Origin of the sequence: Bradyrhizobium sp., assembly GCF_035570375.1 — a bacterium.
In the GTDB taxonomy this organism is placed as follows: domain Bacteria; phylum Pseudomonadota; class Alphaproteobacteria; order Rhizobiales; family Xanthobacteraceae; genus Bradyrhizobium.
Genome location: NZ_DATMLW010000018.1, coordinates 69071 through 89269, shown reverse-complemented (window position 1 = coordinate 89269; position 20199 = coordinate 69071). Strand labels below are relative to the sequence as shown.

The 20199-nt window shown below is 57.7% G+C and carries 22 protein-coding genes; 12 read left to right on the top strand and 10 right to left on the bottom strand.

Annotated features, from left to right (window positions below; genetic code table 11):
- Together VNX23_RS02390 and VNX23_RS02385 are read right to left on the bottom strand one after the other, a co-directional pair.
- The coding region (locus VNX23_RS02390; RefSeq protein WP_325627565.1) for an SDR family NAD(P)-dependent oxidoreductase at nucleotides 1-324 on the bottom strand (324 nt) is incomplete at its 3' end.
- A 55-nt stretch (nucleotides 325-379) separates the two neighbouring features.
- Nucleotides 380-793 carry an Rrf2 family transcriptional regulator gene (locus VNX23_RS02385; protein ID WP_325627564.1) on the bottom strand — a complete coding sequence of 138 codons (414 nt, stop codon included), beginning with the start codon at nucleotides 791-793 and terminating at the stop codon, nucleotides 380-382.
- A 92-nt stretch (nucleotides 794-885) separates the two neighbouring features.
- Here VNX23_RS02385 and VNX23_RS02380 point away from each other — a divergent pair, with 92 nt between their 5' ends.
- From VNX23_RS02380 to VNX23_RS02365, 4 genes are all read left to right on the top strand, one after another.
- Complete coding sequence (locus VNX23_RS02380) at nucleotides 886-1065, top strand: hypothetical protein (protein ID WP_325627563.1); 180 nt, start codon at nucleotides 886-888, stop codon at nucleotides 1063-1065.
- A gap of 186 nt (nucleotides 1066-1251) precedes the next feature.
- Nucleotides 1252-1548 (top strand): hypothetical protein, encoded by a 297-nt coding sequence (locus VNX23_RS02375; RefSeq protein ID WP_325627562.1) that lies wholly within the window; start codon nucleotides 1252-1254, stop codon nucleotides 1546-1548.
- Nucleotides 1549-1688: 140 nt separating this feature from the next.
- On the top strand, nucleotides 1689-2351 hold the full coding sequence (locus tag VNX23_RS02370) for a hypothetical protein (RefSeq protein ID WP_325627561.1): 663 nt from the start codon (nucleotides 1689-1691) through the stop codon (nucleotides 2349-2351).
- A gap of 283 nt (nucleotides 2352-2634) precedes the next feature.
- A complete protein-coding gene (locus VNX23_RS02365; RefSeq protein WP_325627570.1) occupies nucleotides 2635-2925 on the top strand; it encodes a hypothetical protein in 291 nt (96 codons plus the stop codon).
- A gap of 588 nt (nucleotides 2926-3513) precedes the next feature.
- On the opposite strand, the gene VNX23_RS02355 is transcribed toward VNX23_RS02365, so the two are convergent.
- Nucleotides 3514-3990, bottom strand: a complete 477-nt coding sequence (locus VNX23_RS02355; RefSeq protein ID WP_325627560.1) for a RidA family protein — start codon at nucleotides 3988-3990, stop codon at nucleotides 3514-3516.
- A gap of 220 nt (nucleotides 3991-4210) precedes the next feature.
- Complete coding sequence (locus VNX23_RS02350) at nucleotides 4211-7438, bottom strand: adenylate/guanylate cyclase domain-containing protein (RefSeq protein WP_414642938.1); 3228 nt, start codon at nucleotides 7436-7438, stop codon at nucleotides 4211-4213.
- A 292-nt stretch (nucleotides 7439-7730) separates the two neighbouring features.
- Here VNX23_RS02350 and VNX23_RS02345 point away from each other — a divergent pair, with 292 nt between their 5' ends.
- The 4 genes from VNX23_RS02345 (at nucleotide 7731) to VNX23_RS02330 (ending at nucleotide 11850) form a co-directional block, all read left to right on the top strand.
- Complete coding sequence (locus VNX23_RS02345) at nucleotides 7731-8315, top strand: hypothetical protein (RefSeq protein ID WP_325627558.1); 585 nt, start codon at nucleotides 7731-7733, stop codon at nucleotides 8313-8315.
- Between the two features lie 57 nt (nucleotides 8316-8372).
- Nucleotides 8373-9176 (top strand): hypothetical protein, encoded by an 804-nt coding sequence (locus VNX23_RS02340; protein WP_325627557.1) that lies wholly within the window; start codon nucleotides 8373-8375, stop codon nucleotides 9174-9176.
- 1058 nt (nucleotides 9177-10234) lie between these two features.
- Nucleotides 10235-10411, top strand: a complete 177-nt coding sequence (locus VNX23_RS02335) for a hypothetical protein (RefSeq protein WP_325627556.1) — start codon at nucleotides 10235-10237, stop codon at nucleotides 10409-10411.
- 449 nt (nucleotides 10412-10860) lie between these two features.
- Nucleotides 10861-11850: an ABC transporter substrate-binding protein gene (locus VNX23_RS02330; protein ID WP_325627555.1), complete on the top strand. Its 990-nt coding sequence runs from the start codon at nucleotides 10861-10863 to the stop codon at nucleotides 11848-11850.
- Here the strand turns inward: VNX23_RS02330 and VNX23_RS02325 are convergent, their stop codons facing one another.
- The 3 genes from VNX23_RS02325 to VNX23_RS02315 all read right to left on the bottom strand — a co-directional run bounded on the left by VNX23_RS02325 (nucleotide 11851) and on the right by VNX23_RS02315 (nucleotide 12977).
- Nucleotides 11851-12060, bottom strand: coding sequence for a hypothetical protein (locus tag VNX23_RS02325; RefSeq protein WP_325627554.1), 210 nt, complete (start codon nucleotides 12058-12060; stop codon nucleotides 11851-11853).
- A 24-nt stretch (nucleotides 12061-12084) separates the two neighbouring features.
- A complete protein-coding gene (locus VNX23_RS02320) occupies nucleotides 12085-12267 on the bottom strand; it encodes a hypothetical protein (protein WP_325627553.1) in 183 nt (60 codons plus the stop codon).
- Nucleotides 12268-12734: 467 nt separating this feature from the next.
- Nucleotides 12735-12977, bottom strand: a complete 243-nt coding sequence (locus tag VNX23_RS02315; protein ID WP_325627552.1) for a hypothetical protein — start codon at nucleotides 12975-12977, stop codon at nucleotides 12735-12737.
- Nucleotides 12978-13375: 398 nt separating this feature from the next.
- Between VNX23_RS02315 and VNX23_RS02310 the strand changes: the two genes are divergently transcribed.
- On the top strand, nucleotides 13376-14395 hold the full coding sequence (locus tag VNX23_RS02310) for a sensor histidine kinase (protein ID WP_325627551.1): 1020 nt from the start codon (nucleotides 13376-13378) through the stop codon (nucleotides 14393-14395).
- A 62-nt stretch (nucleotides 14396-14457) separates the two neighbouring features.
- Here VNX23_RS02310 and VNX23_RS02305 read toward each other — a convergent pair whose 3' ends face one another.
- Together VNX23_RS02305 and VNX23_RS02300 are read right to left on the bottom strand one after the other, a co-directional pair.
- Nucleotides 14458-14649: a hypothetical protein gene (locus VNX23_RS02305; RefSeq protein ID WP_325627550.1), complete on the bottom strand. Its 192-nt coding sequence runs from the start codon at nucleotides 14647-14649 to the stop codon at nucleotides 14458-14460.
- 190 nt (nucleotides 14650-14839) lie between these two features.
- Entirely contained in the window at nucleotides 14840-15220 is a 381-nt protein-coding gene (locus tag VNX23_RS02300; RefSeq protein ID WP_325627549.1) for a response regulator, read from the bottom strand.
- A gap of 298 nt (nucleotides 15221-15518) precedes the next feature.
- Here VNX23_RS02300 and VNX23_RS02295 point away from each other — a divergent pair, with 298 nt between their 5' ends.
- From VNX23_RS02295 to VNX23_RS02285, 3 genes are all read left to right on the top strand, one after another.
- Nucleotides 15519-15725: a hypothetical protein gene (locus VNX23_RS02295; protein ID WP_325627548.1), complete on the top strand. Its 207-nt coding sequence runs from the start codon at nucleotides 15519-15521 to the stop codon at nucleotides 15723-15725.
- Nucleotides 15726-15785: 60 nt separating this feature from the next.
- Entirely contained in the window at nucleotides 15786-16124 is a 339-nt protein-coding gene (locus tag VNX23_RS02290; RefSeq protein ID WP_325627547.1) for a hypothetical protein, read from the top strand.
- A 345-nt stretch (nucleotides 16125-16469) separates the two neighbouring features.
- The gene (locus VNX23_RS02285; protein ID WP_325627546.1) at nucleotides 16470-16796 is read left to right on the top strand and encodes a low affinity iron permease family protein; all 327 of its coding nucleotides are present in this window, start codon (nucleotides 16470-16472) and stop codon (nucleotides 16794-16796) included.
- Between the two features lie 150 nt (nucleotides 16797-16946).
- Here VNX23_RS02285 and VNX23_RS02280 read toward each other — a convergent pair whose 3' ends face one another.
- Nucleotides 16947-20138: an ATP-binding protein gene (locus VNX23_RS02280; RefSeq protein WP_325627544.1), complete on the bottom strand. Its 3192-nt coding sequence runs from the start codon at nucleotides 20136-20138 to the stop codon at nucleotides 16947-16949.
- Nucleotides 20139-20199 lie beyond the last annotated feature (61 nt).

Here is a 20199-nt window from a genome sequence, read left to right as displayed (position 1 = left end):
TATCACCATGTCGAAGCTTTGCTCTGTCACCTCTTCGAACGGCAGGAACTCGCTGTAACCTGCATTTACGAACAGGCCGTCCAGGTGCCCGAACTCCCGCTTGATCGTGGCGAACATCGTATCGAGGTCGGCGAGTTTGCTGACGTCCGCGCGAAGGGCGAGACTTCCGGCTCCCAGCGTCCCTTTAGCTGCCTGCAGCGTCCCCTCATTCAAGCCGCAGATGGCGACGCGCGCGCCCTCTCGGTCGAATTCCTGCGCTGCGGCCAGCCCGATCCCGCTGTTACCGCCGGTGATGAGGATATTCTTGTCCGTTAGCTTACCCATTGTCGTCACTCCTTCAGATTAAACATATCCGTGTCAGTTACAATTTCAGGCAAATTTAGCCGACGCCGCGTACCAGCTCCGCCAGACTCGTTTTGCTGAGAGCCTGCTCGACGGCGTCGTTCGCAGCGTTGAAGATTGGGCCGAGCCTTCGTTTCATCGCGCCGGCCACCGCGCATCCTTCATGCACCTGGCTGCGCAGGGCAAAAATGCCGGTCTCGCTTTCAACCGCCTTGTAGACCTGACCGAGTGTTATGCGAGACGCCGGGCGCCGGAGACCGACGCCGCCGTGACGGCCTTGGTGAAGAGCGACCAGTCCCTCCCGCTCGAGGAGCTTGAGGATCTTCCGCACCACGACCGGGTTGGTCTGGAGGCTTTTCGCGATTGCCTCCGAAGTCGTCCCCTCGTCGCCGGCGTAAGCGACGAAACTCATGATGTGGACGGCACTCGCCATACGACTGTTCGCGGTCATAACCGTAACCATACAAGTTACATTTAAGGCTGTCAAGCTCGAGCGTCGCGTCCGATCGCCACGATCCCTGCCAGCACGGGGCCGGGGTCAGGTTGACGCCCCTTCTGCTGTGCGACAACGTGATGTTCGAGGACAAGGAGCGGGCCGTTGAGCCCCGATGCGCGCCCGACGTGCTCCCGGTCGCGGCAGAAAATCCGTGGAATGCGCCGCGCGCGGAAGAAAGCGTGGTGATTTCAATGATGGGTTTCACCCTCACACGGGAGAGGTCATAGGTTCAATCCCTATTGCGCCCACCATTCGCTAAGCAAAATCAGTGCCCATGCTCATGCCGATAGCTCCTCACAGGAGTAAGTGGCCTTAAAAGCACAACGGCAGAAATAATAAAGTTTCCATTGTGAGCCAGTTGCCCACTTCGCATTTGCAACCCTAAATAGGCTCCCGCGCGAAGGGAGGTCGTAATGAGAAGGCCGTCCAAGAAACAAGCTGCGAAAGCGGCGAAAAAGGCCGCCAAAGCGAAAGGGGCTAATCAGACGAAACCGCCGTCCAAGGCGAAGAAAGCCGTCACGAAAAAGGCCGCTACAAAAAAGAAGTCAACGTCCGGGGTGCTCGGTTGTTGCACCTTGGTAGGAAGCGGGCCCGACATTCAACGCGAGGGTGTTACAAAGAGCTATTGCGAAAAGCTTGCAGCTGAATTGGGTAAAAATCCTATTTGGACGCCGGGAAAATGCGCTCAGCCAGATCGATCACGGACATAGCCAGGATCATCCTAACTTCCTTGGCGGGGTGTTTGGTCTGTAGCGGATGTGCAGTCCCCGCGTATGACGTTCCGCTAGACGAATACGGTCAACCAACCGCCAAAACAATCGTTGAGCGTATTCAATGCGAAATACGCGATATGGTTCGAGATGACCGTCCAAGTGACCCCGCATCTTTTCATCGCCTTTTCCTTTTGAATGAGGACTACGATGTAACGGTTGCTCTATCACTTGAGGTCAACGATAGCGGTGGCCTGTCGCCGAGTGTCTCCTACGTTAATCCGCTGGGCCCGGGAAAGACCTTTACGTTTGCAGCGAACGCCACGCTTAGCGAAGCTCGCGACCACACCTTTAGCGAAAATATCGAGCTTTCAACCCGGAAAATCTATTCTGATTGGAAAGCCGGAAAATCCTACCTATGTCCGCCGGCGAACACCCCTCTCGCCGGCAGTTTAGGACTGAAAGATCTGGTATCGATGGCCGTCTCAAGTCCCAATCTGGATGAAAATCTAAAGAGCGGCCAAAAAAGCGTTTTCGGTGGGACCGTGCAGTTTGTGATCACAAAATCGATCTCTGCTACAGGGCCGAGTTGGCAGCTTATACGCATTAAGAACGTGGCCGCTCTAACGAGCTTTTCCGAAATCTACACGGACAAAATTACGCTGGCATTTGCCCCGGGAAGCAACAGGGGCAAGCGACTTGCTCGCGTTCAGGGCCTCAATCCCGCAGGCTATCAATTTATTCAACAGCAACTCATTAACTCCATTAGCTCGCAGCTGGTGATCAATGGCATTCAACACTGATTGCGCTTGGATGATCTTCTCCGAACGTTTGGGATGAAATCTCGAATGCCGTCGGAGTATCGGATCACAGGCGGGCTTGGTTCACGCGAACGCGTAGCCAGGCGGAAGCGATGAAAGCTTATGGTGTCTTTGGAATGCCGCCCTCCGGTAACTGGTCCAAACATGACCAGTTGAATTGCAGCTTTTTCGCTGTTCAAAATCGTCGCGTCCTGAAATGCAAAAAGGCGACGCGGAATTGGCGCGGCCTGGTTAGCTGAACCCATAGTCGTTTGAGCAATGGCACGTGGGCGCGATGCATGGCGCCGACGTGGCGTGGGCGCGATGTGGAAGTCTTTCCATCGGAGGGAGCGGGATCATTCTTGATCTCGTGGCTCACAGGCTCGGCGGAACGATCCTCGATATCCTTCGCACCGATGACGCCATGAACAGCTGGTTCGTTGTCGTGAATGTCCTGCTCGGGGCTGGCCCGCTGACCTTGCGCGGCTACGACGTGCAGCGCGTCCTGATCCCGATCGCGTTCGGCTGGTTCGCGCTGGGCGCGCTCCTGCTCGGTTACAGGGGCGGCCACCGGTGACTTCGCAGCCAGGCTTGCAGTCTGTACATTAGAGCCATGCAGACAACGACGCGCCGTTTCGATTTCGGCATCGCCGGCGCCATGACCTCGTGCCCACTTTTCTGCGGCTGCTTCCGAGTATTTGGCGACATAGAAACGGACAACGGCGCAAGAGACATGGCCAAACAACGGCACGCCCGCCGTGGCCGTTTGGCTGAGTGCCATCAATGTTGCAAAGGCTACGATTGCTCGTCTCATCATCACGATCCATCGTGAAGGAGCTAACGCAGCAATTTCGAAGCCTCTGTTCTGCCTGCGCTCGCTGTCGGTTTTGCGATGAAGGTGCGTGGGTTTCACTGGCCAGCATATCTGGCACCCATCCAGCTCCACCGTCCAGTCATTGATGGGGGGAGCAGCGACAAATCCCGTCCAAACGTTTACAAGTTATCTATAACATCGCGCAAATGATGTATTGATTTGCGCAGATTATTCCCGCGAAGAAGAACCAGCAGCATCCGGCGATGAGCCGGGTGATGCAGGCGTTCGGCTAACCGGAAGCAAAAGGCTTATGCCGCTTCCTGGTTGAACGGCGGGTGCACGATCCATCGATTATTTGCGGGCCAAGGCCCAGCATTCCAGCTCGACTTCGGCATCCAGGGCCAATCCGCTGGCACCAAACGCGGATCGCGCCGGCAAACGCTCCGGCTTGAAATAAGTCGCGTAAATCTTGTTGAATGCACCCCAATTGAACATGTGCGCAAGCATGACAGTGCATTTGAAAACGTCGTCGAAAGTCAAACCATTTGCTTTCAAGACCTCGCCGATATTGTCCATCACCTGCTTGGTCTCAGGTTCAATCCCGCCCGGAGCCAATTCCCTTTTGCCCGGCAAGATGCCGATGGCACCTGACATGTACAGCACGTCTCCGACTCGTACCGCCTGGCTGAATGGCAGCTTTGCAGCAGCGGCGGCAGGAGAATTGTAGAATTGAACTTGCTCGCTCTCGGCTGCCACAGGCGTCGCGCACCAAAGAGTAAGACTGACGAAACCAACCAGAAACCATGCAGCTTTAAGAATTGCGTCCATTAGATCCTCCTGTCAGGTGCGTCGGACCAAAGTCACGAGACCGGACTCGGCGGCTATCGGCTCCAGCCGGAGCGACAAGATTGCCCAAATTCATTTGTCCTCGAGATAGCTGCAGGTTGCCCGTATCTCCCCGAGCGGACGCTGACCGGTCGACAAGGTCTCGGTGTAGGTGATTTGCCGGCTGATTCATGTTTCGGGATTTCTGCGCCTAACGACCAGCTCAGCCAGCCCTGGTCGATATTTGGTCAGTGTGAGCGTGCTCAGCACCCGTGCTTACGATGAAGCTCTCGAAAAGCCTGGCGCCGGTTTCCTGCATCAGCGCTCTTGCACGCTCCAGCTCCTGCTTTCCTTCGGCTTCCTGATCGCCCGTTTTGGACCGAAGCAACAAATCCGCACGAACGATGCGGGCAAGGTATTCAGGAATACGAGCATGACGCTCTGTCGCAACCTTGATCGCTTCGTCAACCGTAGCGAGGGCAGTCGCATCATCGCCATTCAGTTTGTAGGCATTTGCCAAGTCAGCAAGAATGCGAGGTTCATTTTCCAAACCGGCTTTACGCGATCGAGCGAAGCTGAGAGCATCGGACAAATCCTGAATTGCCGAGGTGAGTCTTCTTGCGACGATATGACAAAGACCCCGACAGGCTTGACCATAGACTCGCAAATAGGGGTTGCCGCTTTTTACGGCCAGGGAGAACGCCCGGTCGGCATGCTCTTGAGCCAGTCCGATGTTTCCCTCTACCCACGCCAAATCGACATAGGCCCAACTCGGTATAACGTGATGGAGGACATCAATCTGGCTACTCTCCAGTTGAATGATCCGATCGAGGAATGGGCGGGCTTCATCTGCCCGACCGAGCATGACCAGCGTTTGGCCGCGCATCACGGTCAGCCAGATCTCGACATCGAAACCTAGCGTTTGTCTGTCGAATTTTACGATTTTGTGCGCCTCTTCCGTTGCCTCAATATTCACTTGAAGCGCCTCGGCCATGAAGCCCGACATTCTCAGCGCGTGACACAGCACAGCCTTAAGCGTGATTTGGACGCTGGCATCGTTACCCTGATCGGCGATCGCCTTGGCTTCGCGAATCTTTTCGACATACTCATCCGCCGAGCCGCCGTTTGCTATAATTCTTCCATACGCTGCGTGAATCAGCGCATTGGCCCTCATGTCTCCTAAGGCTATTGCTAGCTGCTTGGCTTCCTCGAAATAGATGAGAGCGTCCTGCGCCGAGATCCCCTCCCGCCAACCAAAGTTTACGATTTGGCCTGAAGCCATCATCTTTAAATAATTTATCGGTTGCGACGGCGGCAGATTTGCCAGTAGTTCGCGGACCTTCTTCCAGCTTCTCAGTGCTTGACTGGGGTCGTTCGCGCCAATCCAAATGGCAGCGCGCATATTCTGCTGTGCCGCTTTGAGGTTTTCACCAGCCTGCTCCAAATGATATGCCAAGAGAGAAGCCCGCTCTTCGGCGCGATCCTTGAAGAGACTCTCAATTGCTTGCGCCACTTTCGAATGAAGCTCGCGGCGACGCTCGTGCAGTAGTGATCGATAGGCAACTTCCTGGATGAGCGGATGACGAAATGCGAGAAGTCGCTGTTCGAAGGGCGGCACATCATAAAGCAGTTCAGCTTGCCTCAAATGCTGGGCCGCTTCCGATAGCTCAGCCGGGGCAAAACCGGCGACCGCGTCGAGAATTGATGTCGAAATCTCCCGGCCAACCACTGAAGCGATCTCGAGGACCTCTTTTGCGTTCTCCTCAAGACGGTCGATCCGAGCCGCTACTACGGCTTGCACCGTTGAAGGTAACGGAATTAGATCGATGCCTCCTTTCAATCGGTATGCACCCTTATCGCCTTCAAAGTCTCCGCGTTCCACGAGGGCATTGATAAGCTCTTCCAGGAAGAACGGATTTCCTTGAGCGCGCTCAATGATGTTCCTGCTGAGCAATGCGAGTGAAGGGTCGTTGCCAAAGTGATCTTGCAACAGAATGGCAGCCTCTGCCGGCGGGAGGGGCGGCATGTTGATTTGTCGATAGTGTGATCGCTGTATCAAAGGTGCGACAAACCCTGGCCTGAAATTGACAACCAGAAGCGTCGTGGTGCCAACAACTGCATCAGCCAGGGCCTCAACGAACTCTTCGCTGGCCGCGTCGATCCAATGCAGATCCTCGATGATAACAACCGCGGTGGGTACCCGAGGTGACCGCGGCAGGGTTCTAACAAAATCGAGCAACAGAGTTTTTCGTGTTTTTGGGTCGAGCTTGACTGCTGTCTGCATAGGGTCGGCAAGGCCTAACAATTCCAACAATACGGGCGATAACTGCTCGGAGACGGGGAGGGCTGCCAACTGGTCAAGGACGCGACGGCGAGAAATGTCGGCTGCTTCTTTGACGCGAAGGCCGAAGTAATCGCGCAACAGCCCCAACACTGGTTGAAATGGAGTTGCCCTGCCATGCGCCAAGACACGCGCCTCATAGACACGGATATCCTTTTGACGGCAACTTTCGGCAAACTCGAAGCAGAGACGGCTCTTGCCAATGCCCGCCTCACCGACGACACCCACAACACGACCATCTCCCTTCATCGTGTTTTCGAGTTCGAGTGAGAGAGCGGACAATTGATCGGCTCGGCCGGTGAGAGGACTCAACCGTCGGCCGCTTCGAAACACTCCACTTGAAGGAGCGTGCTGAAGTCCTCTGAGTTTGAAAATCTCGATGGGTGCAGCGATCCCCCGAATGGCTTGGGGGCCTAACGGTTCAACTTCGACGAATTGCTTGGCAGCCGTGTAAGTCTCTTTCGAAATGAAAATACTGCCCGCGTCAGCCAGCTGCTCCATGCGATTTGCGAGGTGCACATTTGCGCCGGCGGCATCATAGGTTTGGTAAATTCCGTGCTCTATTGCCTGAACAACAACTTCGCCCGTGTGAATGCCGACTCGGATTTGCAAATCAGAATCGCCGAAGCGTCTTACTCCCTCCTGCATTGCCAGCGCCGCGAGGCAGCCACGCACGGCGTGATCTTCATGGGGTTGCGGCGCACCGAACAGAGCCATGACGCCATCGCCCTGTGATTTGTTGACGACACCTTCGTAACGCACAACGGCTTCATTCATGAGGTCGAGAACGGGTTGCAAACGTCGCATACCCAGTTCGGGATCGCCCAAAGTATCGATGAGGCCGGTTGAGTTGCAGATGTCCGCAAATAGAATTGTGAGCCGCTTACGCTCTCCGCCTTTGGCGTTCAGCGATTTCAGCACATGCTGCCACGACTGACTGGATGCCTCGGCAGCTATCGGCTTCAGGGCAGCGCTGCATTGCCCACAAAAGCGAGCTGTCGGCCCGTTAAGGTGACCACAGGCGCTGCACTCAATCCCGAGGGTAGCCCCGCATCCTTCGCAATAATCATTGGACGCCTTATTCTGGCGACCGCAACGCAAACATTGCATCAATGGCCCCTGCACCGGGAGCGGACCGTAAATTCTCGTGAAACTATAAACTTATTTGCAGATCAATTCCATGCCGCTCTCCAACAGCCAAATGTTCTGGCGCATCATTGCGTGGGCGGTCTTAAGGCGGCCCGCTTCGATCATCAATTTTCCAACAAGGCACAAGCGTGCCGCCGGAAGGTGGTCCGCCCTCCGACCTTAAATGGACTGTGTAAATCATAGACCTCGCGGTTGAGTGTGAGCTATGTTACATTTGGACAATTTCTTATGGAAATGCGCAAAGTGAGGCTACATGAGCTTCTTGGACTGGCCCACGGAAGAAGTGCTTCCGAGCCTGCGGTCTCAGCAGCATCGTCGCCGCGTGTTGTTGGTCCTGTTCAAGAAATTCCGTCGCGCATTTCCCGAAGTGACCTATGAATTGCTTTGGGAGTCTCCAACGATCAATGCCCAGGCCTGGCGACTTGGGTCGGCGCGGTTCGTGCGGGTTTATGGAGGTTTGGTCCGACACCCGGCCATCACAAAATATGGACTGGCGTTGATGCTGGCGCACGAGACGGGTCACCATTTGGGAGGATCACCACGCGATCCCGCCATGCCGTGGATGACTTGGCAAGGTCAGGCAGACTATTGGGCCGCCAGCGTTGCAATGCCGAGAATTTGGGGACCGCGCGCATGTGCAGCGACGCTGAGAGCGGCTCGGGAGATCTTGAAACTACATAGGATGCTGGAAAGCCAATTTGAGGATGACGAACCGGATCTGTCTCCGGATTGCCGGTATTCTATTTTGCGTTCAGGAGCAGTCGGCCTGGACATGCCAAGCTGCGCGCTCGAGGCTTTCGCATCAATTTCGCATGACGGTCGTATATCGGAAGAATAGGGTTTCAGGATTCGAAGAATAAGATTTCCTAATCAACCGGTTTGATGGGAGGCGAGAATGGGCGGACTGATTCAGACCAAGGGGACTCAGCGGCTCGCGAGACTATTTAACAATCGTTTTGATGCCGGGGGCCCCCTGACGGCGGCTCTAACCGTGAAGAGTTCTGGTAATACACCTCATCCTGGTGCTGTCCTTCTCCCTGCTGCCTTCGCAAATGCAAACCTTGATTTGTTGGATATATCGGACTTGTTCATAGCTCAGAATGCTCTCTCAGGATGGCCCAATGACTGGAATGATTTTCTGTACCCCAGCGCGACGATGGCCGCCACTAACACGTCTAATTCCACTGCAACACTGAATTTTACGGTTGCTCCCGGTGCTCCTCTTGCTGCCGGAAGTCCCGCTTCGGTGCCAACTTTTATTGCGCAGAACGCTGCCGTCAGCAATCTTACTGCGGCAGGTAAAATCCCGCACGGAACTACTGTTAATTCCGTGGTCGTAAACGTTCCTCCATCTGGCAACTTTAGTGTCAATCTCTCCGCAAACGTGAAGGTCGATGCCGGAGATTTAATTAGTTTCGCGAAAGGCAAGCATGAACAGTTGGTTCGACGCTGGCGTTGGTATCTTGGAAAAGACCTGTTACAGGAGAATCATGGGGCTATAAGAACCGCAATTTCCAACGCTTTCAGCGATCCATCTTACATAAAAATAACCTTTCAGACGGTCGAAGATAAGCAACATGTCATCGTCACTCCTTTTTCGAAGCTGGACAACTCTGATGAGCTCAGCAACGATATGATTATGCACATCTTGCTGCTCACGCAGTCGACCACTGCACCTGATAAGCTAGATCCTCAGTAGCCAAATTCGCTTTTATTTCTGTGGACTCTCCTCGGCGGTCGTGGTTCGAGAAACAGGAGGGTTGATCCGTTGGCGGACCTCCATTCGTGGACCGCCGGCAGCGACTGGACCAGTGGGGAGTAGGTCTAGGGCATACGGTCACTACCTATCACCGGTTCTAGCCTTGGCCATTTGCTGGATTCTGGAGACTCGCTGTGAGGCCAAACGGGCAAGCAGGGGAAGGTAGCATCGACGAGCAAAACGAATCCGCGACTCTCCCTGAGTCATCCAGGGGCTATCTAGACTCCAAGTGACCTCGAATTCATCCGCCTAGCAGTCTTGGCAGCGGCACAGTCAAGGCCTCGGCAATTCTTGCGAGAACCATAAAGCTGACGTCATTGATCGAAGACAACTATCGGCCGCGCCACTCACTCTACTTCGGGTCTCCGAGGGTTCTCGGGGGAGATGTTCCGTTCGATTTAGACAGTAATAGGAACAGACCGCTAACCACGACTAGTCACCCCCGAGATCCCCTTATCAATACGCTCTTGACCCCTACCCATTACTGGTAGGATTTCTCTCCGGTCGCTCTACCCTGTTCGGTCGTCGTCAATAGAGGTCATCCGGCTAAAGGCACTGGATAGAGAGTCTCTGCGCGGAAGAAACGGAGGCAACGGGGAACTGCTCCGAGAGGTTTAGTATCAAAGGCCTCTCCATGACTCAGGGAGAGTCACTAGTGGGTTTTGCAGGATGACGGCACCCTTCTTGCCTTCCGCTATCAAACGCATGGGTGAGTATCTAATCGGGTCTGCGGGGGGCTGCCTCGGCGACTTTCTGGTCCCAATCCGGTCCCACTTGCGCCGACTACAGGGCGCATTGCTCTTCTCGCGACAGAATCGCAGGTTGCACAAAGCAGCTATTCTTCTGCGATTTTTCGGTCGAGCCGTAGGCGACGCCGGGAGAGCGTTCCCTTCACCCGGGAGAGGTCATAGGTTCAATCCCTATTGCGCCGCCATTAAAATGATCCCCCTTTCGTGGCACTCCTTGCAGCATCCGGCGGCCCCAGCGGAGGCGGCGATATGAACGGAAATCGCTTTTACGGAATTCGAGTCGAGGGAGCAAAATACGGCGTGGGCTTTGGTTCGGCCCTTGCCATGGCGATATCCTACACCACCAACCACTCGATACTCTGGGCAATCATCCACGGCATCCTGGGTTGGCTGTATGTGATTTATTTTGCGCTGTTTCGCTCGTAGCGAAACGTCGGCTGGTCCAGGCACTCGGCGGCGTCGGAAGATGGCGTCAATCATCCCAGATGCATTCGCCGCATTGGCATCGGTAGAGGCGTACGGTTTTGCCGCTGCGGACGTCGAGAAATTTTAGGATCAGGCGCGGAGCAACTGCAGCGCCTTCCGGGCAACGGCATTGCACGGCTTTGGCTTCACGCTCCAGCGCATCTTCCCTTATATTCGTCGTCATCGCGAAATCAGCCTTGCGAGCGAATCAAAATGCGATTCGAATCAAGCTTGAGCGCGAAAGCACAATTTGGCGTTAGCTTATGTTATGACGGCAGGCATTCTTACGAACTAACCCCATCGATTCATGGTGGAAGCTGTGCCGGCGATGCGCCGTGCCCGTCTTTCCCCTGTCAAAGTGCGCGTTTTCATCGTTAAGATAGGCGCTTGCGAGGTCGGGAGATCGGGGTATGTGGCGCCGCGATTTCATCACGCTTCTCGGCAGCACGGCTGCAGTGGCCGCCTTGCCACGTGCAGTGCGGGCCCAGCGGCCGGCCATGCCGGTGATCGGGTATCTGAGCAGCGAGTCTCTGAAAGCCGACGCGATGCGTACCGTCGGTTTTCGCAAAGGCCTGAGCGAAGCCGGCTTCATCGAAGGCCAGAATGTGACGGTTGAATACCGGTGGGCGGACGGAGACTATAAGCGCCTGCCGGAGCTCGCGGCCGATCTCGTTCGTCGTCAGGTAACCGTTATCGCGGCGATCGGCGGTACCGCGCCGGCAGTGGCAGCCAAGGGTGCAACCTCCACCATCCCGGTTGTTTTCAACATCGGCGCCGATCCGATCCAGTTGGGACTGGTCAACAGTCTCAACCACCCCGGTACCAACATGACCGGGGTCGTGGTCCTAAGCAGCGAACTTGCAGGCAAGCGACTTCAGCTGTTGAAGGAACTGTTGCCATCAGCCACTGCCTTCGCTCTTCTCACCAACCCAAGCAATCCGGCTCATGAGTCCGAAGCCAGGGTTGCGCAGGAGGCGGCTCAGTTTCTCGGGGTGCATCTCGATGTGTTGCGGGCCAGCACCGCAATCGAAGTCGAAGCCGCCTTCGATGCGCTTGCCGGGCTGAAAGCAAGCGGTCTCGTCGTCGCGGTCGATGCGTTCTTTACCGGCCAGGATAAGGAAATCGTCAGGCGCGCCGCTGAACACGCCATGCCGACGGTTTACGGATGGCGCTCCTTCACGGACTCCGGCGGTCTCATGAGCTACGCGCCCAATATTGGTGAAGGGTATCGCAGCGTCGGTATTCTTGTCGGAAGAATCCTCAGGGGTGACAAGCCGGCCGACCTTCCGGTCGAACAGGTGACCAAGGTCGAGTTCATCATCAATCTGAAGACCGCAAGGTCCCTCGGTGTTGATTTCTCGTTGCCGCTGGTCGGCCGGGCCAACGAGGTGATCGAGTGATTACTTTTCTCCTTGCCCGAGCAGCTTGCCGGTTTTCCGGTTGATGAAATGCAATCCGGTGCAGGCCGGGCAGACGACCGATTCGTAGGTGTGGTCAGGCGCGTCGTCACCGTCCAGCCAATGCTGGACGTTGTTTAGGGTTTTCGGGCATTCGAAGATCAAGGGACGGCCGATCGCCGAACGATACGCGGGTTTCGAACCTGGCTGCATGATCCGCCCAAAGCTGAAGGAGCCTCATTGTTCTTCCTGCGCACCAGGCACTTCCGCCTTCAGCCTGGGCGGAAGCTCTCCGGCCTGTTCCTTGAGATCAGCGGCGACCCGCACGAGATTAGCCGCCAGGTCCGGATCGGAAGTTGTCTTCGCCATCTTTAACAGCGCCACAGCTGCCTGACGCGCATGGAAGCGGTTCGCGGACACGGTTACGCAATGTCCTTTTTCACGAGTGTTTTTGCACAATTGCCGAACACGAATTCCGTTCCGCAACATACGTACAAAAGTGGACAATGTGTGAAAATCGGAGACGGTGGGGTTAACTTAGGAGGCTAAGGGTCCCGTTTATCCACCCGGCGAGCCCTTGGCTGCCGGGTGGAGCGGGTCGAGGCCGGCGCTGCCGATCCTGGATTCCAGGCGCGCCCGAACCCTTTTTGAAGGTACCCCAATACTTCTGACCAATAGGCACTTGCCTCCCGCTCGCGTCGCCTGCGGCTATGCGGGAGGCTCCCCGCCCCCGCCGACCGCCGTCTTTGACTGGGCCAGATTCAGGCAATTGGACAAACCCGTTTTTGGGCGCGGCCGGTTTGCGGCAGACACGCCGCGAAACACCTTCGCACTGCCTTAAAAAAAATGGCCCCCGATCGAGGGGGCCATTTCCGTCATCGGTCTTGTTAGTCGTCCCAGTAATGGTGACGCCGGATGATCACCTCACGGTCGCCGTCGCGATGATACCATCCGCGATGCCAGCCGTTGTCATGCCGATAAACCTCAACACGGGGGCCGTAATAATCGCGGTCGCGATAGTAGTCCCGGTCGCTGCCGATGCGGAAGCCGAACCCTTCAGCGCTTGCGATTGTCGGCGCCGCAACCGCAAGGGTCGCCAACGCGGCGAAAACGTAAGCAAGCTTCTTCATGTTCCTTCTCCAATCGTCAGTTACCCCGCGCCAACAAACGGCGCGGTCGAGGCGTTCCGGAACTTCGCAGGAACTTTCTTGAACGGATGTTCAACATGATTGCAGTTGCTTCATCCGGTGTCCGGCAGCGGGCATACCGAACATCCGGTAAAATACTGGAATACTGCCGTTCACATACCTAAATTGGCGGAATAAGCCATTGCTACGCTGCAAATACCGCCGGCCGCGGCCAGGTCCGCCGTGCCACATTCAGGCATATTTCGTCACAGGCAGCATGGAGATGAATCCGTGCCACTCGGACGGTCCATTTATTCATGCAAATTCAGCGCAAAACGGCTGATGGCGCGTCTTGTGGTTCCCCCGGCTTCGATGGTTCAATCCGCCTATCGGGAAATGCAATGCGCTGGCTGATAAACTACCTGCCTGTCTACAGGCGGCCGTTCTGGCGAGGACAGCTTATCGCCCTGATCACCGTGTGCGTGTCGCTCCTGATCCGCGCGGCAGTCGATCCTTTGATCGAGCGCGGATTGTATTTCAATTTCCTGTTTCCCAGCATTCTGATCGCCGGCCTTTTCGGAGGGATCTGGTCGGGAGTTACCACCGCGCTTCTCGGCGGACTGCTCTCTGCCTACATCTGGATCCCGCCGAAGTTGGAAATCGCGTTCACCGGCGAGGGCATTTTTCGACTGATCACGTTCTGGGCGCTGGCGGCGATGATGATTGTCGTGACGTCCTTCGTGCATATCGTTATGGATCGACTGGCGACCGCAGAAGCGCGCGCCAAAACCGTGGCTTCCGAGATGAAGCACCGTGTCCAGAACAATTTGACGCTGGTGCAGGCGATCGTTCGACAGACGTTTCAAAATTCGGACAATCTGGCGCAGGCGCAAAAGCTCCTGACCGCGCGGCTCGCTGCACTGACGCGCGCTCACGAGCTGATCGAACTTGCGGACAAGGACATCAGCGTGGAAAAACTGGTCGGAAGGGCGCTGGAGCCGTTCGACGCCTCGCAGTTCACGCTTTCCGGTCCGTCTTCGGTGATCGTGCCGCAAGACTTCGCATTGTCGCTGATGCTGTTGATCCACGAACTGGCGACCAATGCCGCCAAATATGGGGCGCTGTCCCTCCCGGCTGGCCGGGTCGAGATCAACTGGTCCGAGGAGCCGACGAGCGGGAGGGTGGCTCTGAACTGGAAGGAGCGATCGGGACCACCGGTCGTTCAACCTTCGCGGGTCGGCTTCGGCTCGCGACTTCTGCGCGCCGCATTTGCTTCGGAAGGCGCCGATGCGAGCATCACCTATGAACCAGACGGCGTTCGATGCACGGTTGCCTTCTCAACCGGCGGCCAGACCGGCAACGACAAACCGGCGGCAGAGTCGGCCAAACAAGCCACCGCTCCCGCATCGGCAACGGTCTGAAGCTTCGCGTTTGCGCCAGTGGACTCGCTGCAGTAATGATGCGGACTTCTGAACCACCGCACTCAGCCTGATATTTCCGCGCGTCCGGCCTCGGTAATCTCGTAGACCACCGCGCCATCGGGCAGCGATTCAGTTTGCACCAGACCCGCCTCAACGAGCCGAACGACCAAATTGTGATCGAAAAGCGGCGGGCTGGGCCAGGGTTGCGAAGATACCTGCTCCAGGAATTCACGCTCCAGGCTGGTCAGCATCATCCACTTCGCCTCGGCCTAATGGTCTGATTCCAACATTCGCTTCCCGTTGCAGCGACCGCCTTTGCGAATGTTAGAATCAAAGGACCACTGGCAAATATAAGATTCTAGTGGAGTTTAGGATTTGACATTCGCTTTGCGGGCTTGTGGCCAGGTGGGTAGCGAATGTCAAATCCACTCCACTAGTCGCGGATCATTGCGGCCCCGTGTTCAAGAGCTGCGAGATGGCGGTCACGAGCTGTGCCGGCGCAAACGGCTTTTCGAGCAGGATGCTGTTGGGGACGCCATGCGAGGGCCATTGATCGGCAGCCGCCCCCGTCACATAGACGACGGGAAAAGCCGCGTCTATTTCCCTGACCTGCCTTGCCAGTTCCCAACCGTTCAATTCGCCATCGATGTTGATGTCGGTCACGAGCGCTCGATATCTGACCACTCCGCTCCTGAGCATCGAGAGCGCTTCGTCAGCCGATGCCGACACGGTGAGATCGAAGCCCGCATCGCTCAAGGCATGCCTGACCAGGTTTTGCAGGACCTGCTCGTCTTCGACGAGAAGAATGATCGGCAGTTCGTTCAAAAGCGCAACCCCCGCCCCGAAATACGCGATACAGCTTCAGTCTTGGCGCCGACGCGGCGCAATCTGGCGGCATTCAATCGCACTGGCGAAGCGGATTCGACCTTCGCAACCGAACTCGCTGGCCGCGAGTTCGCAAAGCGAATGTCAAATCCAAGACTCCCCCCGGAATCCCGCAGTTCTGCAGTTGCAAACGTAGGAACGTGTTTTGAGTTCCTCGGCAATGTTCAAAAAGTAACCCAAGGAGGAACCGCGCAGGTCGCTCCCCCGTTACCTCCTCAAGCGACAATGGAGCGCTCCGATGAGCGATATGGGCCTTGAGCCGAAGCACAATCTGGTTATTCGCCAGGAGATGGGAGAACGGCTGCGAATTCTGCTGCCCATACAGCAGACGGAGATGCCCGCGCGCCTGCGCGAGCTTGTTCGTCGTTTCGAGCGCGGCGATGGTTCGCGCGACAAGGTGCTGCGGCGAAATTTCCGCCAGCGATGGCGATTTTCCCGAAATTGAGGAACCCCGGGGCGGGTTCGCAAATTTAATAGATCGGGCAGCGTCATTGGAGAGCGAGAGATGCCAAGCTGGACGCCGGGGATCGTGCCGTACGGAGCCGATCAGACCATTTACATCGTGGTGGACAGCGTCGACGCGAAAGGCAGCGTCCGCCGCGAAACCGAGATCGAGCGCGCCGATCCGGAAACCGTCATCTGCGATCTGATCTCAGGCCATTTCAACGATCCGCTTCGCGTCGTCGCCTTCAATACCCTCGAACACTGGGCAGAGGACGTCTCCGAAGATATCGCCGCGGAAATCCAGGCCCGGTTCGATATCGACGGCAACGAATTGCCCGAACACATCCGCGACTTCGTCGAGAGTCACTGGACGGCTGCGCGTCAGCTAAACCCGGCCTGACGCAGCGATCACGAAGACGCATCGGCAGACCCGATTTTTCCGCCTCGCGCAAGCCGGGAATTTGCGACGTCTTGAGTCCGCAAAGTGCCGGCGGTCAGGGTACATTGACCGGCGGCATTGGTGAGGTCGGATGCAGTCCCAGGTGAGCCTCATGCGGCCGCACCATTACCGACAGCGTCACCAGGGCAGCAATGAGAATTGCGATTCCGCGCATGTTTCCACCTTGAGGAAGGTTGACGTCAGGAATGTGAAGCAATTATCGGACCACCTCCTGCATTACCGTTGCTCATTTCTACGCCATGAGGATAGCGGAACCGTCTGAGCCATCGTTTCGTTTTCCTCGAGATGCGCGCGCAGCTCAATCGCTTCCTGACCAGAGCCGGGATATGGCTGTCCCGGCCATGGTCGGTCGCGGCGGTGGCCGTCTACACGACGCTGTGGGTGATCTTCGACCGGGAATCCTTCAACTGGCAGGGAGCTGCGAGCATCGCGACGCTGTTGATGACGCTCTTCATCCAGCGGTCGGAACATCGCGACACGCAAGCCATTCACGCCAAGCTCGACGAATTGCTGCGGTCTCAACGCGGGGCGGAAGAAGGTCTGGCGACGCTGGACGACAAGGAGCCCGAACAGATCGAGGCATTCCGCAAGAAGGCGCGCGCGAAACGCTAAAGCGGGATGATTATTTGGTCGCATCGATTTGTCAGTGGCACTTTTCACCTCTCCCCGCCGGGGAGAGGTGAAATGCGTTATCAGACGCGATCCGGGTGAGGTCATTGCCCTGACGAGAGACCGCAACCCCCTCGCCGCCCTTGGGGTCCTTCACGCCAACTTCGCCGCGATGGCATCGATCTCGTTGAGTATCGGCGTCAACTCCTGCGCCAGCGCGGCCGCGCGCGCCTTCGACAAATGCTGGCGCGCCTGGGTGGGCGCGTTTTCCCTCAGGCAAACCCTTGCAAAGTCCATTTCGATCCGCGCCCGCGTCGTGCTCTCCGGGTGGATCTGGGCATTGAGCGAGAGCTGTTCAAGCAAGATCCTGACCTGCCGCAGGCCGAAAAGCCGGACCTTCAGAATCGGGAGCAGATTGAGCAGAATCAGCCTGATCGGCGGACGGCTCGTGGTCGACAGCATGCCGAGATAAAGCTCGGCGAGCGCCAGGCGATTCCATGAAGCCACCGCGAGGCTTCCCGCCGCATCGCAGACCGCGATTCCTCTCTTCAGCGTTCGAATGCCCTCGCCGATCCGCCCGGTCATGGCGAGCGCAGGTCCAGCGGCGAAATCTAACCCGCTTGCCGTATAGGCCCAGCGATGCGCCAGCGCCCATTTCTTCAGGTTCAACAATTGCGCGAGCCCCTCCTCCACGCGTCCTTCCAGCAACAGGGCGGTGGCGTTCGCCATGATACCGGCGTTGCGGTCGAATGGCGTGATCGCCGTGCGCTGGCTTCGCTGCGCATTGGCGATGCCGTCCCTGAAGCGGTAGGCCTGGATGTCGATCCAGGCCAGCGTCCAGAACGCCATGCCGAGCGCCCGGTTATCCTGGCGCTGCCTTCCCGCTTCCATCAACCGCACGGTCCAGTGCCGCGCCTTTTTTGTCAGCCCGCGACAGACGTAATCCCAGGCGATCGACCAATACGCCCAGTTGAGAATGTAGTTGTCGCCGGATTGCGTACAGACTTCGAGCACGCGCTTGCCTTCGCGTTCGGCCTCCTCGAGCGTGTGCCGGCCCAGGATGATCGAACAGAACAAAAGCGCCGATCTCGCATAGGCCTGGGCGCGGATGTCGTTGAGGTGTGCGGCAATGTGCACCGCCGATTTGGCGCGAGCCTCGGCGGCGCGAAACTCGCAGAAGTGATTCAGGAGCATGCAGTGGAAATAGAGCGCGAACACCAGTTGCGGCGTGTCGCCCAGAACTTCGAGCCGCGGAATATAGGATTCCGCGATCTCGGAAAGGCCGATCAGGTCGCCCTTCAGATACAGGACTTCCAGCAGGAAGGCGACGACTGTTGCCATCGCGGCATCGTCGGCGCATTGCGGCGCCTGTCCGAGCAGGCTCAGCGACTTGCGAAAATACCCCTCCGCCTCCTCGAGCGAATAGATTTCAAGGCACTTGGTTCCCGAAAGCGAACAGTAGCGGAACGCCTTGTTGTGACGGCCCGAAAGCGAAAAATGATGCGCCAGCGTCTCGACGACCTCGCTCAGGCGCGTGGCGGCACGGCGCTCGATCGCGCTGCCGACCTTGAAATGCAATTCGGCGCGCAGCGCGCTCAGGAGATTGTCGTAGAGCGCATCGCGCATCAGCACGTGCTTGAATTCGAAATCGCCCGATTGCGGGTCTCGTTGCACGAAGTCGAGTTCCTGCAAGACACGAAGCTTGCCTGCGACATCGCCAAATCCGCTCTCGACCGCGGACAGAAGGCTTGGATCGAAGCGGCGCCCGATCACGGCTGCCATCTGCAAGAGCTTGCGATCCTCCGCCGAGAGGCGATCGGCGCGCGCCGTCAGCAGCAGTTGCACGCTTGCCGGCAACGCCGCCCCGATCCGCTTGGGGTCAAAACCCAATCCCAGCGGCGTCACGCGCACCGTGCCGCGTTCGATCAAAAAGCTTGCGATCTCCTCGGCGAACAGCGCGTTGCCTTCCGCTTTCTCCACGATCAGGTCCGCAAGCGGCTCCGGCAGATCGTCGACGCCAAAGCGAAACTGCGCAATCCGCAGCGTCTCCGATGAGGACAACGGCGCCATCGGCAACTCCACGACGCCCGGACGCCCCGCCCAGGCCGGCGCATATTCCGGGCGCCGTGTATGCAGGATCACCAGCGGTGAAGCTGGTTCGTGGTCGACGATCCGCAGCAGCAGATCACCGGAAGCGCTGTCGATCCAGTGCAGGTCTTCGAACAGCAGGACCACCGTCGAGCGCCGGCTCTGCTCCTCGATCAACCGCAGCAACAGATCCCGCGTTCGCGCGCCGATCAGCGTGCCATCGAGTTCGGCCAGCGCATTGCCGGGCGCCTTCAATCCCAACAGGTTGAGCAGCAGCGCGAGATTTTGCTGCGACCAGCAGTTGAGGCGCCTCAGGCCTTCCTCGAGCTTGCCAAGAATGGCGGTCTCCGGTTCGCCGGGGCTCAGCGAGAACCAGTTGCGCAGTACCTCGATGAAGGGCAGGAACGGCGTTTCCTGCCCGTCGGCCGAACAGTTTCCCCGCAACATCATGACCGACGCTTGGCGCAGCGCGAACTCGTAGAGCAACCGCGACTTGCCGATGCCGGGGTCGCCGACGATGTCGACGACGCGCACCGAATTGAGGTGCTTGAGCTGATCTTCAAGCACGGCCATCTCTCTGGTGCGGCCGATATAGGAGGTCAGCCCGCGCGCGATCGCGGCGTCGAACCGCGTGGCGTGATCCTTGATGGCGATCAGGCGATGAACCGTCTGCTGCTCGCTCTTTCCCTTGAAGTGAAAGACGCCGGCAGGTTCGGCATCGACCATCCCCTCGACCTGCCGCAGCATGGCATCGCTCATGACGACCGTGCCAGGCACGGCCTCGGCCTGAAGCCGTGCGGCAAGATTGACGATGTCGCCATGCGCGGTGACGCCGGTGCTTTCACCGCTGTCCACCGCTCCGAGCACGACGGGCCCGGTGGTGAGGCTGATGCGCAGAAGCGGGCGATGGCCGAGTTCGGCCTCGATCCGGTCGCCGGCAGCCCCAAGGCGTTGCTGTATCTCCAGCGCCGCGCGGCAGGCGCGCAGCGGCCCGTCTTCGAGCGCGGTCGGCGTGCCGAACAGTGCCAAAATGCCGTCGCCGGTGAAATTCTTCACCGTGCCGCGATGCCGGTGGATCGCAGCGGTGGTGAGGCCCGAGACCTGCGTCACCAGCGCAAAGGCTGCTTCCTCGCCCGTCCGCTCGACAAAGGCGGTGAAGCCGACGAGGTCGGTCATCAAGACGGTAATCTGGCGATGCTCGCTTTGGCCGAGCGGCCGACCCTTCTGCGACGAAGCGTCCTCCGTGGGATCGAGCATCTCACCGGCTCCGGCCGTGGAAATCTGCCACAAATCCTAACCGTGCGCAGCGCGTAGTGCG

Bases quoted from the DNA above. Each gene is read 5' to 3' on its own strand.
- VNX23_RS02340 (WP_325627557.1), top strand. From the start codon at position 8,373: ATGGGCGGACTGATTCAGACCAAGGGGACTCAGCGGCTCGCGAGACTA.
- VNX23_RS02330 (WP_325627555.1), top strand. From the start codon at position 10,861: ATGTGGCGCCGCGATTTCATCACGCTTCTCGGCAGCACGGCTGCAGTG.
- VNX23_RS02310 (WP_325627551.1), top strand. From the start codon at position 13,376: ATGCGCTGGCTGATAAACTACCTGCCTGTCTACAGGCGGCCGTTCTGG.
- VNX23_RS02370 (WP_325627561.1), top strand. From the start codon at position 1,689: ATGGTTCGAGATGACCGTCCAAGTGACCCCGCATCTTTTCATCGCCTT.
- VNX23_RS02315 (WP_325627552.1), bottom strand. From the start codon at position 12,977: ATGAAGAAGCTTGCTTACGTTTTCGCCGCGTTGGCGACCCTTGCGGTT.
- VNX23_RS02350 (WP_414642938.1), bottom strand. From the start codon at position 7,438: ATGCAATGTTTGCGTTGCGGTCGCCAGAATAAGGCGTCCAATGATTAT.
- VNX23_RS02290 (WP_325627547.1), top strand. From the start codon at position 15,786: ATGCCAAGCTGGACGCCGGGGATCGTGCCGTACGGAGCCGATCAGACC.
- VNX23_RS02355 (WP_325627560.1), bottom strand. From the start codon at position 3,990: ATGGACGCAATTCTTAAAGCTGCATGGTTTCTGGTTGGTTTCGTCAGT.
- VNX23_RS02345 (WP_325627558.1), top strand. From the start codon at position 7,731: ATGAGCTTCTTGGACTGGCCCACGGAAGAAGTGCTTCCGAGCCTGCGG.
- VNX23_RS02295 (WP_325627548.1), top strand. From the start codon at position 15,519: ATGAGCGATATGGGCCTTGAGCCGAAGCACAATCTGGTTATTCGCCAG.
- VNX23_RS02305 (WP_325627550.1), bottom strand. From the start codon at position 14,649: ATGATGCTGACCAGCCTGGAGCGTGAATTCCTGGAGCAGGTATCTTCG.
- VNX23_RS02280 (WP_325627544.1), bottom strand. From the start codon at position 20,138: ATGCTCGATCCCACGGAGGACGCTTCGTCGCAGAAGGGTCGGCCGCTC.
- VNX23_RS02385 (WP_325627564.1), bottom strand. From the start codon at position 793: ATGACCGCGAACAGTCGTATGGCGAGTGCCGTCCACATCATGAGTTTC.
- VNX23_RS02285 (WP_325627546.1), top strand. From the start codon at position 16,470: ATGCGCGCGCAGCTCAATCGCTTCCTGACCAGAGCCGGGATATGGCTG.
- VNX23_RS02335 (WP_325627556.1), top strand. From the start codon at position 10,235: ATGAACGGAAATCGCTTTTACGGAATTCGAGTCGAGGGAGCAAAATAC.
- VNX23_RS02375 (WP_325627562.1), top strand. From the start codon at position 1,252: ATGAGAAGGCCGTCCAAGAAACAAGCTGCGAAAGCGGCGAAAAAGGCC.
- VNX23_RS02325 (WP_325627554.1), bottom strand. From the start codon at position 12,060: ATGCAGCCAGGTTCGAAACCCGCGTATCGTTCGGCGATCGGCCGTCCC.